The sequence below is a fragment of the Myceligenerans halotolerans genome, from assembly GCF_054782975.1.
This window is the reverse complement of sequence record NZ_BAAGRL010000013.1, coordinates 1-13,757: the sequence shown is the minus strand read 5'-3', so window position 1 is coordinate 13,757 and position 13,757 is coordinate 1. Positions and strand designations below refer to the sequence as shown.

General features: G+C 72.5%; 14 protein-coding genes. 8 read left to right on the top strand and 6 right to left on the bottom strand.

The features are described from left to right. Positions 1–119: 119 nt before the first annotated feature. The 3 genes from ACYVK5_RS11040 to ACYVK5_RS11030 are packed head-to-tail and all read left to right on the top strand — an operon-like array spanning position 120 to position 3,048. Entirely contained in the window at positions 120–1,199 is a 1,080-nt protein-coding gene (locus tag ACYVK5_RS11040) for a DUF418 domain-containing protein (RefSeq protein WP_460704816.1), read from the top strand. Between the two features lie 5 nt (positions 1,200–1,204). Beyond that, positions 1,205–2,389 carry a sensor histidine kinase gene (locus ACYVK5_RS11035; protein WP_460704814.1) on the top strand — a complete coding sequence of 395 codons (1,185 nt, stop codon included), beginning with the start codon at positions 1,205–1,207 and terminating at the stop codon, positions 2,387–2,389. Further along, positions 2,386–3,048, top strand: coding sequence for a response regulator (locus ACYVK5_RS11030; RefSeq protein WP_460704812.1), 663 nt, complete (start codon positions 2,386–2,388; stop codon positions 3,046–3,048). The genes ACYVK5_RS11035 and ACYVK5_RS11030 overlap by 4 nt, the downstream gene beginning before the upstream one ends. A 24-nt stretch (positions 3,049–3,072) precedes the next feature. On the opposite strand, the gene ACYVK5_RS11025 is transcribed toward ACYVK5_RS11030, so the two are convergent. Continuing rightward, positions 3,073–4,056 (bottom strand): NAD(P)-dependent alcohol dehydrogenase, encoded by a 984-nt coding sequence (locus ACYVK5_RS11025; protein WP_460704810.1) that lies wholly within the window; start codon positions 4,054–4,056, stop codon positions 3,073–3,075. A 193-nt stretch (positions 4,057–4,249) separates the two neighbouring features. Here ACYVK5_RS11025 and ACYVK5_RS11020 point away from each other — a divergent pair, with 193 nt between their 5' ends. After that, a complete protein-coding gene (locus ACYVK5_RS11020) occupies positions 4,250–4,945 on the top strand; it encodes a TetR/AcrR family transcriptional regulator (protein ID WP_460704808.1) in 696 nt (231 codons plus the stop codon). On the opposite strand, the gene ACYVK5_RS11015 is transcribed toward ACYVK5_RS11020, so the two are convergent. Then, positions 4,884–5,987 carry a flavin-containing monooxygenase gene (locus ACYVK5_RS11015; protein WP_460704806.1) on the bottom strand — a complete coding sequence of 368 codons (1,104 nt, stop codon included), beginning with the start codon at positions 5,985–5,987 and terminating at the stop codon, positions 4,884–4,886. The genes ACYVK5_RS11020 and ACYVK5_RS11015 overlap by 62 nt on opposite strands. Continuing rightward, the gene (locus ACYVK5_RS11010; protein ID WP_460704804.1) at positions 5,984–7,201 is read right to left on the bottom strand and encodes an MFS transporter; all 1,218 of its coding nucleotides are present in this window, start codon (positions 7,199–7,201) and stop codon (positions 5,984–5,986) included. Before ACYVK5_RS11010 ends, ACYVK5_RS11015 begins: the two co-directional genes overlap by 4 nt. A 96-nt stretch (positions 7,202–7,297) precedes the next feature. Here ACYVK5_RS11010 and ACYVK5_RS11005 point away from each other — a divergent pair, with 96 nt between their 5' ends. Next, positions 7,298–8,152: a helix-turn-helix domain-containing GNAT family N-acetyltransferase gene (locus tag ACYVK5_RS11005; RefSeq protein ID WP_460704802.1), complete on the top strand. Its 855-nt coding sequence runs from the start codon at positions 7,298–7,300 to the stop codon at positions 8,150–8,152. 218 nt (positions 8,153–8,370) lie between these two features. Here ACYVK5_RS11005 and ACYVK5_RS11000 read toward each other — a convergent pair whose 3' ends face one another. After that, positions 8,371–9,597, bottom strand: a complete 1,227-nt coding sequence (locus tag ACYVK5_RS11000) for a helix-turn-helix domain-containing protein (RefSeq protein WP_460704800.1) — start codon at positions 9,595–9,597, stop codon at positions 8,371–8,373. 190 nt (positions 9,598–9,787) lie between these two features. Here ACYVK5_RS11000 and ACYVK5_RS10995 point away from each other — a divergent pair, with 190 nt between their 5' ends. Then, positions 9,788–10,216: a hypothetical protein gene (locus ACYVK5_RS10995; protein ID WP_460704798.1), complete on the top strand. Its 429-nt coding sequence runs from the start codon at positions 9,788–9,790 to the stop codon at positions 10,214–10,216. 35 nt (positions 10,217–10,251) lie between these two features. On the opposite strand, the gene ACYVK5_RS10990 is transcribed toward ACYVK5_RS10995, so the two are convergent. Then, positions 10,252–11,220: an alpha/beta fold hydrolase gene (locus ACYVK5_RS10990; RefSeq protein ID WP_460704796.1), complete on the bottom strand. Its 969-nt coding sequence runs from the start codon at positions 11,218–11,220 to the stop codon at positions 10,252–10,254. After that, positions 11,195–11,683: a hypothetical protein gene (locus ACYVK5_RS10985; protein WP_460704794.1), complete on the bottom strand. Its 489-nt coding sequence runs from the start codon at positions 11,681–11,683 to the stop codon at positions 11,195–11,197. The genes ACYVK5_RS10990 and ACYVK5_RS10985 overlap by 26 nt, the downstream gene beginning before the upstream one ends. Before the next feature lie 720 nt (positions 11,684–12,403). Between ACYVK5_RS10985 and ACYVK5_RS10980 the strand changes: the two genes are divergently transcribed. Together ACYVK5_RS10980 and ACYVK5_RS10975 are read left to right on the top strand one after the other, a co-directional pair. Next, complete coding sequence (locus tag ACYVK5_RS10980; protein ID WP_460704792.1) at positions 12,404–13,000, top strand: DUF2321 domain-containing protein; 597 nt, start codon at positions 12,404–12,406, stop codon at positions 12,998–13,000. Positions 13,001–13,303: 303 nt separating this feature from the next. Beyond that, positions 13,304–13,549, top strand: a complete 246-nt coding sequence (locus ACYVK5_RS10975; RefSeq protein WP_460704790.1) for a hypothetical protein — start codon at positions 13,304–13,306, stop codon at positions 13,547–13,549. Positions 13,550–13,757: the final 208 nt, after the last annotated feature.

Sequence of the window (13,757 nt, the reverse complement as noted above, 5' to 3'; positions counted from 1 at the left end):
CGCGAGCTGGTCGGGCTGGGCCGAGCCGGTCGAGGCGGGTCGGGCTCGGTCGAGTTCCGCCGCCGAACAGTACTTTCGGCCGGTACCGGCCCCCGGTCACCGGCGTCGAGCATGAGGGCATGCCCCGAACCCCCGCCGAACCGCACCCCGCACGTGCCCGCATCGCCGCCCTGGACGTCCTCCGCGGCTTCGCGCTGTGCGGGATCCTGGTCGCCAACGTCATCCCGATCAGTGCCACCGTCGCCTCCGACGCGGCCGTGACAGTCGCCGTCGGCCCGGCCACCGACGGCGGCACCGCGACGGACTGGCTGCACCTCCTCGTCGACCAGCGCTTCTTCCCGATCTTCTCCTTGCTCTTCGGTGTCGGGTTCGCGCTGCTCATGGACTCCGCCACGAGCCGCGTTCCCCGCCCCCGGCCGGTCCTGGTGCGCCGCCTGCTCCTGCTCCTCGCCATCGGGCTGGTCCACATGTTCCTGCTCTGGCCGGGCGACATCCTGACCGTCTACGCTCTCGTCGGGCTGCTCGTGCTGCTGCCCTCCACGTGGCTGCCCCGCCGGGCCGTGGCGAGCCTCGCCGGCGTCCTCCTGATCGCGCCACTCCTGCTGGGCAGCGGTCACTTCGCCCTGGTGCCAGGGCTCTTCCTGCTCGGCGCGGCACTCACCCGGTACGGCCTGCCCCACCGCATCGAGGGCACGAACCGGGCCCCCGTGCTGCCGGTCCCCGTGCTGCCGGCCGTCGCGTTCGCGGCGGGAGCCGCTCCGGCCGTCTGGGCGCAGGCGGCGCTCGAGAACACCGGTGACGTCGACACCCTCGGCTACCGGATCGTGTTCCAGCTCGCCGGGCTGCTGACCGCCGGGGTCTACGTCTGCACGCTGCTCGCGCTCATGCGCTCGCCGGCCCGTGCCGTTCTCCTGGCCGTGTTCGCACCACTGGGCAGGATGGCCCTGACCAACTACCTGACCGCCACCCTCCTGGTGCTCGGCGTGGCGCACGTCGTCGGCCACCCCGAGCGCTGGTCCTCGAAGACCGTACTGGTCGTCGCGGGCACGGTACTCGTCGCCCAGTGGCTGTTCTCCGCCCTCTGGCTCCGCCGCTTCGAGCACGGACCCCTCGAGTGGGCGTGGCGCTGGGGCACCTGGCTGCGCCGCCCGCCCCTGCGGAGGGCCGAGCGACGGACGCCGTCGGACCTCGTAGCCTGAGCGGCGTGCACACCACCGGTCGCGGAGCGGCGCTGGCCAGGACCGCCGGGGACCTTCTCCTCGGGCTCGTGCTCGCCGCGATGCTCGCGTTCACGGCTGCCGCGCTCGCCGCGAGCTGGGGCGGGCTCTCCTGGGCGTCCGGCCTCGTCGCCGGAACGGCAGTGGGAGCGCTCGCCCTGCTCCGCCGCCCGCACCGGTTCGGCACGGCGCTCGCCGGCCTGGGTGTGGCGCTGGTCGCCGTGGGCGTCGCACGGGCCGCCTCGCTGCCCGAGGAGCCGGCGCCCGCGATGGCGCTCGCGCTGGCGGTCCTGGTCGCCTCCGCCGTCCGCTCGCTCCCGTTCCGGCAGGCCACCGTGGTCGGCGGCGGGGGTCTTGTCGTGGTCGTCGCGTCGTGGCTCGCGACGACGCCGTTCACCCCGGAGGCGACCGTGATCCCGATGATGAACGGCGTGGCCTGGCTTGCCGCCGTTGCGCTCGGCCTCGGAGGCCGGCTGCTCGTGGCCCGCCGGGAGGCGGCGGTCGAGCGGGTGCGCCAGGACGAACGGCTCGCCGTGGCGCGCGAGCTGCACGACGTCGTCGCGCACCACATCACGGGCATCGTCGTCCAGGCGCAGGCAGCCCGGATCGTGGCCGGGCGGACGAGCGGGTCGGCGCCCCTCGCGGGCCCGCTCGCCGGGATCGAGAACGCCGGCTCGGACGCCCTCGCCGCACTCCGTCGCGTCGTCGGCCTGCTGCGCGACGCCGACGACGCGGCTCCTTCCGCGCCCGGCCCCGAGGCGCTCAGCGCGCTCGTGACCAGGTTCGCGGAGCGCGGTCCCGCGGTCCGCCTCAGCATGCCCGACGACGGGTCCGGGTGGCCGCCCGAGACGACCACCACCGTCTACCGCGTGGTCCAGGAGGCGCTCACCAACGTGACCCGGCACGCCCCGCACGCCCGGACCGTGACGGTCGACGTCACCAGCGCCCCGGAGAGCGTCAGCGTCGAGGTGTCCGACGACGCGCCGCACGCGGCGCCCGGGCTCCGCCGCGGCACCGGGTCCCACGGCATGGCGTCCGGCGCCGGATACGGCCTGGTCGGGATGCGAGAGCGGGTGGAGATGCTCGGCGGCAGCCTGCGCGCGGGGCCGCGGCCGGGTGCCGGGTGGGCGGTTCTCGCGACCCTGCCCCTGCCGACCGGGGAGCGGCGATGACGATCAGCGTGCTCCTGGCCGACGACCAGCCGATGGTCCGCGACGGCCTCCGCCTCATCCTCGAGGACCAGCCCGACATCGCCGTCGTCGCCGAGGCCTCCGACGGCGCCGAGGCCGTCGCCCTGGCCGAGCGGCTCCGGCCGGACGTCTGCCTCGTCGACATCCGGATGCCGGGCCTGGACGGTATCCAGGTCACCCGCATCCTCGCCGGGCCCGACGTGGTTGACCCGCTCCGGGTCGTCGTGGTCACCACGTTCGACGTCGACGAGTACGTCTACGGGGCCTTGCGCGGCGGGGCGGTCGGCTTCATCCTCAAGGGCGCCGGGCCGGCCCTGCTCGTCGAGGCCGTCCGGGCGGCCCACGCCGGCGACGCCCTGGTCTCGCCGTCGGTCACCGTACGGCTGCTCCGCGACCTGACCGCCCAGCGCGCCGCCGCGGGCAACGCGCGGAGAGCCTCGGTCCGGCCGCTGTCCGAGCGGGAGACCGAGGTGGTCCGCGCGATCGCGCGCGGCGGCACGAACCTGGAGATCGCGGCGGACATGTTCATCTCCCTCAGCACGGTCAAGGGTCACGTGGCCGCCGTGCAGGCCAAGCTCGGCCTGCGCAACCGCGTGGAGATCGCCGCGTGGGCGTGGGACAACCGGGTGGTGGGGCGCTGAGGCCCCACGGTCAGGGCCGGCCGGTCATGGCCGCCCCCCGATCGTGACCACGGTCTTGCCGCGGGCGTGGCCCTCGCCCTGTGCGGCGAGGGCGGCCGGGATCTCGGAGAACCCGTAGGTGCGGTCGACGACGGGCCGGAGCCGGCCTGCCTCGATCAGCCTCGTGAGCTCGGCGAGATTCTCGGGGTTCGCCTTGGCGCTCAGCGTCGTCACCGTCAGGCCGTTCCGCGACGGCGAGAGCATGGCCCGCAACAGGTAGGGGAGGGGGCCGAGAACCTTGCCGCCGGGCATGCCGCTGGCGGCGACGCAGATGCCGCCGGGGCGCAGTGCCCGTCGGTACTCCGCCGGGGTGTGGCTGCCGGTCATGTCGAGGATGCGGTCGTAGGACCCCTGGCGCCGGGTGAAGTCCTCGGCGGTGTAGTCGACGACGTCGTCCGCCCCGATCGAGCGCACCAGGTCGAGCGCGTCCGTGCGGCACACGCCGGTCACGTGCGCTCCCCGTGCCTTCGCGACCTGCACGGCGAAGGTGCCCACCCCGCCGGAGGCGCCGTTGATCAGCACGCGGTGACCAGGCGCGACGTCGGCGGTACGGATTCCCTGGAGCGCGGTGATCCCGGCGAGCGGGACGGCCGCGGCCTCTGCGAAGCCGAGGCCTGCCGGCTTGGGGGAGAGGGCGCCCTCGGCGGCGACGACGTACTCGGCGAAGGCGCCCCGGGACAGTTCGCCGAAGACCTCGTCGCCGGAGCGCCATCGCGTGACCTTCGAGCCGACTGCCTCGACCGTGCCGGCCAGGTCGGCGCCCGGGACCGGATTCCTCGGGCGGGACAGGCCGAGTCCGAGCCGGAGGATGTCGGGGCGGCCGACGACTTCCATCCAGTCCTTGGCGTTCACCGCGGCCGCCTCGACCCGGACCAGGACCTCGTCGTCACCGGGGGCGGGCCGGTCGATGTCCTCGAACTCCAGTACCTGGCGCGGATCGCCGTATCCGTGCTGCACGATCGCTCGCATGACGCGTCCTCCGAGAGATTTACGGTGTAAATATTTACGCCGCAAGTTACGCTGCGGGGCACGGGCCGTCAAGACCGTCGGTCGTCGGGGTCGTCGTCGGACCGGCGTCGGGGGCCGACGCCGTCCGGGGCCGACATCGTCAGGGCCGGCGGCGTCCGGGGGACGTCGTCACGAGCAGCAGGGGAGTTCACGGGTGCCGAGGCAGGCAGGCCGGCCGAGCGGGCGTCGTACGCCGCTGAATCGCGACCGCGTGCTCGACGCCGGGATCGCGATGGCCGACGACGAGGGGATCGGCGCGCTGTCGATGCGCCGGCTCGGCAAAGAGCTCGGCGTCGAGGGCATGGCGCTGTACAACCACGTCAGGAACAAGGACGACCTGCTCGACGGCATGCTCGACCGGGTCGCCGCGGAGATCGAGCTGCCCGGGACCGGGCCTGCCGGGGGCGGCGCCGACTGGCGCGACCAGGCGCGCCGGCGGGCGATCTCGGCTCACGCCACCCTCCTGCGTCACCCCTGGTCGGCCGCGTTGTGGACGTCGACCATCAGCCTCGGACCGGCGCGCATGCGCTACCTCGACAGCGCGTTGCGTGACCTGCGCGTGGCGGGCTTCGCGCCCGGCCTGCTCGACCGCGCTTTCCACACGATCGAGAACCACATCGTCGGCCACGCGATGCAGGCGCTGGGCTTCTCCCTCGACCGCCACGACATGGAGGCGATGGGCAGCGAACTCATGCGGTCGCTCCCGGCCGGCTACCCCGACCTGGCCGCCCACATCCGCTATCACCTGGACGAGGCCGGCGACGACTCCTTCGTGTCCGGCCTCGTCCTCATCCTCGACGGTCTCGAACGCCTCCGCGGGCCGGGCGAGGCCGGCGCGGCGGGGGCGTGAGCGTCGTACGGCTCATCAGCCTGCGGACCACGTACGCGGCGTCACGGCCGACGCCGCGGATCGTGGCCGAGGAGAAGCTGCGCTGCCACTCCAGTCCGACGTAGCCCAGGCCAGGATGGGTCGTGGAGAGGCCGCGCCGCTGTCGCGGTGCGCCCGTGGCATCGAGGGCCCCGAGGCCGTCGAGGTAGGAGGCACCGGGGCGGAAGCCGGTGGCGAGCAGGATGGTGTCCACCGCTTCGGTGCCGCCGTCGGGCCACGTGACGGTGTCGCCGTCGATGCCGGTGAAGATGCGGCGCTGATCGGGTCGCCCGGCGTCGACCGCGGCCCGGTAGGTGCCGGGGTCCAGCACGGGCACGCGGGGACGGGTGCGCAGCCACGGTCCGACCGGGAGCGCGTCGAACCCGCTGCGGGTCGACCAGAAGTGCACGTCCCGGCCGAAGGGCCGCTGGGCGCCGAAGCGGACGGGCGCGCGCGTGGCGAGCGTGACCCGGGCGTGCGGGGCCAGATCGACCGCGATCTGGACCGCCGAGTTCGCCGCCCCGACCACCACGACGCGCTGCCCGGCGAACGGCTCCGGGTTCCGGTACTCGTTCGAGTGCAGGACCGTGCCGGTGAAGCGGTCCAGGCCCGGTAGGGCGGGCCGGTGGGGCGAGCTGAACGCCCCGGTCGCCGCGATCACGATCGGCGCGTGCAGCGGTTCTTCGTCCTCGGCCCGTACGGTGAACCCGACGCCGTCGTGCGCGACGGCGGTGACACGGTGGCCGGTGCGGATGTCGGCGTCGAGGGTCTTGGCGTAGGTGCGGAGGTAGTCCACGACCTCGTCGCGGTGCGGGTAGTGGTCCGGGTCGCCGGGGAACGGGAGGCCGGGCAGGGCGCTGTACCGGGCAGGGGAGAACAGGTGGAGGCTGTCGTAGTAGCGCGGCCACGAGCCGACGGGGTCGTCCGCCGCTTCGAGCAGGGCAGGGCGCAGCCCGCGGGCCAGGAGAGCGTGGGTCGCGGCGAGGCCTGCCTGGCCGCCGCCGATGACGATCGCGTCGGTCATGATCGGTGTCCTTTCGGGTGGGTGCCGGGCGTCGTGGCCGGCGCCAGGAACGCGGCGGCGGCCGCGAGTGCGGCGAGCAGCAGGAACGTGGTGGAGTAGCCGCCGAGCCGGTCGGCGATCACGGCTCCGCCCCACGGGGCGAGGGACATGGTGATCGCCAGCGGGGCGGACATCAGACCTGTCAGGCGGCCGTAGTGGGTGGTGCCCCAGCGGTCGGTGACTGCCGTGGCCTGGAGCAGGGTGAACACGCCGCGTGCCATGCCGGCGATCACCGCGGCGGCGATCAGTGCCGGCGGTGCGGTGACCAGTCCCAGGGCCGCCGTCGTCAGCGCGACCGCGCCGACCACCAGGGCGGTACGGGTCGCGGCACCGGTGTGGCGGACCAGGCCGGTGTACCCGAGGCGGCCGAGGACCTGGCCGACGCCGCCGAGACCCAGCGCGACGGCGGCCGGACCGGGGGAGAGGCCGCGTTCGGTGAGCAGGGGCACCAGGTTGATGACGACCGCGTAGGCGGTGAACGCGGCCAGCCCGAACGTCACCACGAGGAGGACGAACGCCCGGGAGCGCGCCACCTGGCCGGGGTCGTGATGCCTGGCCGGGCGGTCCGGGTCGGGCGGTTCGGGATCGGGCCACGTCCCGCGCAGCCCCCACAGATGCCCCGGGATCGTGATCACGGCGAGGAGTGCGGCGAGTACGAGGTAGGTCTGGCGCCAGTCCAGGTACGTGTCGAGGAGTGCGGTCAGGGGTGCGAAGACCGTGGACGCCAGCCCGGCGGCGAGCGTCAGGACCGTCAGCGCGGAGACGCGGCGCGGCCCGTACCAGCGGGTGAGGGCCGCGAACGCGGGCGGGTACAGCGTCGCGCTCATCGCCAGCCCCATGAGCATCCAGGCGGTGATGAACCACACCAGGTTCTGCGCCGTCGCGACCAGCACCAGCGCGGGAACCGCGAGCAGCGATCCACCGGTCATCAGCCGGCGTGGCCCGACCCGGTCCAGCCACCGGCCCACCGGGATGCCCGCCAGCGCCGCCACCAGCTGCCCCACCGAGAATCCGGCCGGCACGGCCGCCCCTGACCAGCCTGTCGTGCGGGTGATCTCCCCGGCCAGCACCGGGAAGGCGTAGTACAGCACGCCCCAGCTGGTGATCTCGGTGACGCACAGCGTCGTCAGGACCCGGCGCAGCTCGGTCTCCCGCAGACCGTCCGGTTCGGTCATCCCGCCTCCTTTATCGATCGAGATCGATCGAGTTCGCCGAACATTATCGACCGTTGTCGATTGACGCAACCAGGTGCGCTGGCCGATGCTGATGCCATGACGACGACCGCGACCCCTGAGCCCCGGACCCGGGCCCAGGTCCTGCCCGACGCCGAAGCCGCCACCTACGCGGATTGGTTCGCCTGCCTGGCCGAGCCGACCCGCGTGCGGCTGCTGCACGCGGTCGCCACCGCGCAGCGCGGGATGACCGTCGGGGCGCTCGCCGAGGTGCTCGGCATCAGCCAGTCCACCTGTTCCCATCACGTGCGCAAGCTCGCCGACGTCGGGTTCGTCCGCGTGCACAAGGAGGGCACCGCGACGCTGGTGACGATCAACGCCGCCTGCTGCGTCGGGCTCCCGCACGCGGCCGACGCCGTGATGGGCCTGCTCGCGCCGCGGCCGTGCTGCCCCGACGACGCGCCGGCCGACGTGGGTGTGCGTGCCCTGCGCGACGACGACTGGGCCGCGGTGCGCCGGATCTACGGTCAGGGCATCGACACGGGCCTGGCGACCTTCGAGACGGTCGTGCCGAGCCGGGCGTCACTGGACGCGAAGTGGCTGCCGGAGCATCGCTGGGTGGCCGAGCTGGAGGGCGAGGTCGTCGGCTGGGCCGCGGCGACGCCGGTGTCGACGCGCGAGGTCTACTCCGGCGTCGCGGAGACCTCGATCTACGTCGCCTACGGCCACCGGGGCCGCGGCATCGGCAAGGCGCTGATCCGCAAGCAGGTCACGGCCGCCGACGAGGGCGGACTCTGGACCCTGCAGACCGCGATCTTCCCCGAGAACCGCGCCAGCGTGGGCCTGCATCACGCGGCGGGGTTCCGCACCCTCGGCATCCGGGAACGTATCGCCCGGCGCGACGGCGTCTGGCGCGACACGGTTTTCATGGAGCGCCGCAGCACGGCGAGCTGACGCGCTGTGGTCGGGGGTTTTCCGTGTGGTCGGTCAAGTGCTTGACCGACCACACGGAAAACCCCCGACCACAGAGAAACCCCGACCGCGCACGGTCAAGCCCGGCCCCGGCTCCTGCCGGCGTGGCCGGGTTCGCACCGGCCGTCGTCGGGCAACCGCGATGGCAGGCGCGCCCACGGCGACGGCGGCCGGGGTCGCGACCCCGGCAGCCCGGCGCTTCACCAGTCGACGTCGTCGCCCGGGCCCAGCCAGGCGCTGAACCGGGCGAGTGACTCGTTGCCACGCCGGTGGGCGCGGACGAGCAGGCTCGTGACCTCGCGCGTCGTGGGGTGGTGCCGGGTCTGCTCGGGTGCCGCCTTCCGCGCGGTCAGGAGGCTGTCGAGCGACTTCTCGTGCATGCCCTGCCAGAAGTACGCGCGCGCGAGGTCCAGGTTGTGGTGCGAGACCCGCGTGGGCAGCCGGGTGTGCATGTGCCGGGGCAGGTGCGTCTCGTCGGCGATGGCGAGGGCGCGCGGCCCGTCCCCGGACTCGACCGCGCACGCGACCCGGTAGATCGCGACGTTCGACGGCCCGAACGCGAGGTGCGACCAGTCGTTGTCGGTGTCCGAGTCCAGGTGGGTCGCGATGCCACGCGCCTCCTCGACGTGATCCATCGCCCCGTCCAGGTCGCCGGCGCGGCCCGCGACGAGCGAGGACCGCAGGTGGAGCGCTCCGACGGTCAGGAGCGCGTCGTCGTCCCGCCCGCCGGGGTCGACCTGGGCGCGGACTGTGTCCAGGAGCCACAGCGCGCCGTCGTAGAGGCCGTCGCGCATGAGCGATGTCGTGCGCATCCACGCCGCGAAGCCGGCGGCGGCCGGGTCGTCCGTGAGCCCGGCGATCCACTGGATGCGGTCCTCGACGTTCGCTGCGAGGTCGTCGTAGCCGGTCTGGTGGGCGACCGTGTGCGCGGCGTGCGTGTACGCGAGCAGCGCATGGGCGATCACCTCGCGGTCCTGCTCGTCCTCGCAGGCGTGCACCATCGCGAACGCCTCGGTGAGCAGGGGCGGAAGGATCTCGGCGAGCTGGGAGTTGCGGCCGTGCTGCAACTGCTCGGAAACGTTCTTCGCATCGAGGGCGAGCGCGCTGACGGGGCGCGGCGGCGTGTCGAGGTCCGTGGGCGGGAGGTCCCAGCGGTTCAGCGCCCGCCGGAGATCCGGGATGAGCTTGTGGATGCGGTCCGGGGTGGCGCCGTCGCGATCGTACGGCTGCCCGGTGAGTGTGCCCGCGTCCACGCGCAGGACGCGCCCGACGGCCGCCGCGACCGGCTGGGACACGTCCCGGTCGCCCTGCTCGATCTTGCGCAGCAGCGACAGGCTGATCTTCGCCTCCTGCGCGAGCCCGACCTGCGTCACGCCCCGGGCCTGCCGGAGCTGCTTGATCCGCTTGCCGATCAACTGGTCGTCCATCGGGGATCCCAACGTTGGCGGGAGGGGGATTCACACCATACGCCCGACAACGCACCCCCGTGCAACTCTAGATGTGAGTGCCACACAAGTGTGGCACTTCGTCCGGTTTATAAGCGTCATGGTGGATCGTGACGGGGAGGAAGATCCGTCGCTCGCACGTCACTGCAACCCACGGCGACTGGAGCACGACATGACGATCATTCCTGAAGGCGGCACCACCGCCGACCGGTGGACGCGGCTCGTGGAAGCGGTGTCGGCGGTCGTGGGCGAATCGATGCCGCCCGGCGGTGTCGTCGCCGTCCGCGTCACGCTGGCCGACACGCGGTCGACCCTGGCTTCCTGCCAGGTGTGGGCGGCGACGTCCGCCACGACCTGGAGGCGGCGCGGCGAGATCGACGTCGATGGCGTCTCGATGCCCGACCTCGAGCGGGCGGTCGTCGCGGCCGGGTTCGCCTTCCCCCTGACCGAGGAGTCCCGCCCGAAATGGCGCGTGGACCGCAACCGGGGCACGACCTACACGCTCGACGTCACCCGCCGTGCGCGTGAACCACGTGACGCGCCCGGCGCGGGAACCACGAGAGGTGTGACCCGCAGCAGGCGTGAACGACCGGAGGCGTGAACGACGACGTGCGCGGGCCGGGCCACCCCGGCCCGTCAGAGGAAGTCGTCGATGAGTCCTGCGAGGGTCTCCGGTCGTTCGGAGAGTATGGCGTGACTGGCATCGAGTTCCCGAACCTGGACCTGCACGGGGAGACCGGCGAGATCGCGGCGGATGCCCCGGCGGAACGCTTCCATCAGCTCACCACCCGGCATTCCCGGAGGATCCTGGGTGGGGATCACTACCAGGGCCGGGCACGTCACCCGCCGCAGGAAGGGAATGGTGTCGCGGAACTCCGGCGAGTTCCGGACCGTCTCGAGGATCTCCCCGCCAGGGCGGGCATACGTCCGGCCGTGCCGCTCGACGAGGGCTCGCCGGGGGAGCAGCGCCTGGACCTCGGCGGTCAGCGGCTGACTCATGCTCGCGGCCTGAGCGTCGAACACGGCTCGCAGCTTGGCGAGTTCCTCGTCTCTCGCGGCGGGATCCATTCCCGGATAGTTGTCCGGATCGTTCTCGGCGGACCGCAGCCCGTCAAGGTTGACGACGGCGGGGCACTCGGGGTGTCGCAGGGCCCACAGCACGGCAAGCATCCCGCCCAGCGAGTGCCCGACGACGGCGGGGGTGCCCAGGTCGAGGTGCCGCACCACCGCCTCGACGTCGTCCAGGACTCGCTCCCACTCCCACGGCCCGTCTCCGGACAGGCCGTGGCCCCGGAGGTCCATGGCCACGAGGCGACGCCCGCCGAGCGCCGCGCCGTCGTCGGGCGCATCGTTTTCGGGCGCACTGCCGTTCGGCGCGCTGCTGCCGGGCGCGCCGCCGTCCGGCGCATCGCGGCCGGCCGGGCTGCCCGTCTGGCCGCCACCGTCCGTCCGGGCGGCAGCGCCGCCCTCGCCGAGGCGCAGCGCGTCCCAGGCATCGAGGGTTCCGCCGAGGCCGTGCAGCAGGAGGACGGGATTGCCGGCTCCGCCGAAGTCCCGTACGGCGAGGTCGATCTCGTGGTCAGTGATCGTCAGGTCGTGCGCCACGGAGCTCCTTCGGTCGGTTGAGCCGTGCATGGATCGACGCCGTGGTCACACCGCCGTCGGGGTGCTGGTCGAGCTTTGCGCGCTTGACCAGGTCGTGGACGCCCTGGCGAGTGATGCCGAGCATGGCACCCGCCGCGGCGAGGGATACGGAGTCCCTTCCCGGGTGCCCGACGCGCCGGGCCACCGCCCGGCCGAACACCGTGGCCCACCAGGCGTCGGGCGGGTCGAACGGGCCGTCCTCGGGGAAGAGCGCGGCGATGAGCCGCGCGGCGGTGTGAACCGCAACCTTGTCGTCGGGGCCCAGCAACTGCGCGGCCCATACCTCGGCCTCGATCCGGATCCGGTCCCGGGTCGGCCCTACCTGTTCTGCCGAGCCGAGCAGGATCTCCAAGGGATCGACGATCCGGCGCTGCACCAGATCCAGCAGTTCCCCGGCCAGCTCGACGTGCTCATCGGTGGTCACTTGACATAGGCTAGCAAGTACTTGTCACCACTCGTCAAGTAGCTGATGTATCCGCTTGTGCGGCGTTTGATATGCCGATCGCCTGAGGTGGCAGCGGTGGTGCTCCGTGACGTTCCGGTCTCCTGGTCCGCCCCGGTTGGCTGCCGTCAAGGGCGGTGTGCAAAGGGCTGCCTGCTGCAGGCGCTGCTCGGTCACCGCTCGAGGTCTGGCGAGTTCGCTGTTGTGGGACTGTGCCCTCCGTGCCATAGGAATCAGAATCCTTGGCACCAGGAATGGTGTTGGATCGAGCGCCGTCACTCACAGGGCCTGTCCAGTTCTATCACGAAACCTACTTGTGGCGCTGTGACCTGCACGAACGCTCCTACGCTCTTTCGGCTACAAACGCTTGCTGGCGGTGTTTCTTGAACACGAAGTTGGACACTCGTCCAAGACTGGCGGGAGGGGGAGGTGGAAAGTCGCCCTCGTCGTTATGCTCATCCTCAGCTGTGGTGAACCGGCGCTCTCTCTGGAGCGGCGGGCGCCGAGGTAGCGCAAGGGCCAGGTCTTGGAGCACCTGGCCTGAGTGTGACATCCATCGATACGAGTGCCGTGCCGACGGGACGCCAGCGGTTCCTTGGGGGCCTCTCGGTCATCCCGTCAGCCTCTGAGCCGTGGTGTGTCACATCTGTGGCGAAGACGCTCGGAGCGAGTGCGGTCGCGACCCGAAAGGAATGATCGAGCGTGATCGACCGGAGCAAGCGGACCGCTCCTGCCGTGGGTCTGAACCTGACGGTCCGCTGGCCGAAGCCGGACCTCGCTGGGAAGCGCAGCGGCAAGGGCTACTACCAGGGCGCGGCGGTGTGCCGCCGCGGCCACGTCGAGACCGACTGCCTGGAACTGGAGCCGGAGCCGGAGGCGGTGCGGAGTGCCGTTGTGCACAACTGCAGCCGGTGCGGCGCAACGATCCTGACCGCGTGTCGCGAGTGTGGTCAGCGCATTCGGGGCAGATGGTCCAATCCGCTCGCCGTGGCTTGCACGTCTTACTCGCTACCGTCGTTCTGCGATGGGTGTGGGGCAGCCTTCCCGTGGGTCACGCGCGTCGAGCGAATCTACGAGCTGGAGAATCTCTTGGAGCAGGAGGACATCCTCGAGGCTGACCGCGCCGTGATTCAGAACCACCTCGCCCGCTTGCGAGCCGACAGCCTCTCGGTCCGAGACGAGGAGAAGCTGTGGAAGGCTGTCACGGCCCGCCTGGCTGGCAAGGTGCTCAGCGGGCCGGTCTTGCGGATTGTGGAAGGCGTCGCAGGCGCAGCAGTACGTGCCCAGCTCAATCTCTGAATCTAGACGATGCTCGACCTCGAACGGGCGGTTGTCGCGGCCGGGTTCACCTTCCCCTGGCTGACGAGTCCTGCCCGGCATGGTGAGTGGACCGCGGCCGGGGCGCACGCTGGACGTAGCGCGCCCGGCGCGTGAACCACGAGGTTGATTACGGAATGGCCCCTCTGGCTGCAAGCAACCTCCTGGTCGGCCTCGTGGGTGCCGCGCCGGGCCGTGCCCCGCGCCGTCAGGGCGTGACGCGGAACCTCAGGAGTGCCGAGGCGCGGGCCGCGTAGGCGGCGCGTTCGGCGGCGGGTGAGCGTGGTGGCGACGAGTTCGACGCCGAGCAGGACGTTGGCGACCGTCGCTCCCGGCGCCGTCGCCACCGGCATCCTCGTCCCCGCGGACGCCGAGTTCGGCGGCGAGCGGCTCGTGCGGTACCACGGCAACATCCTGTCCCTGGCCACCCCGGCCGAACTGGCGGCGTCGATCACGTTCCGGCTGTCCACCGACTTGGTCAACCTCAACGGCGCGATCCTCGCCTCCGACGGCGGCTGGTCAGCGGTCTGACGGCGCCGGCCGCGCCCCAGCGCCGACCGGGCCTCAGGCCAGCCGTGCCCCGGGCCGGCCGGGCCTCAGGCCGGCGAGCCACGAGGTTGCTTGCGGAACGGACCCCGATACCGCAAGCAACCTCGTGGTAGCTCTGCCGCGGCGCCGCCCCCCGGTGCTGTCGCCTGCCAGGGCGCCGTTTGCGGCCGCGCCCGCCGCGCCCGCCGCC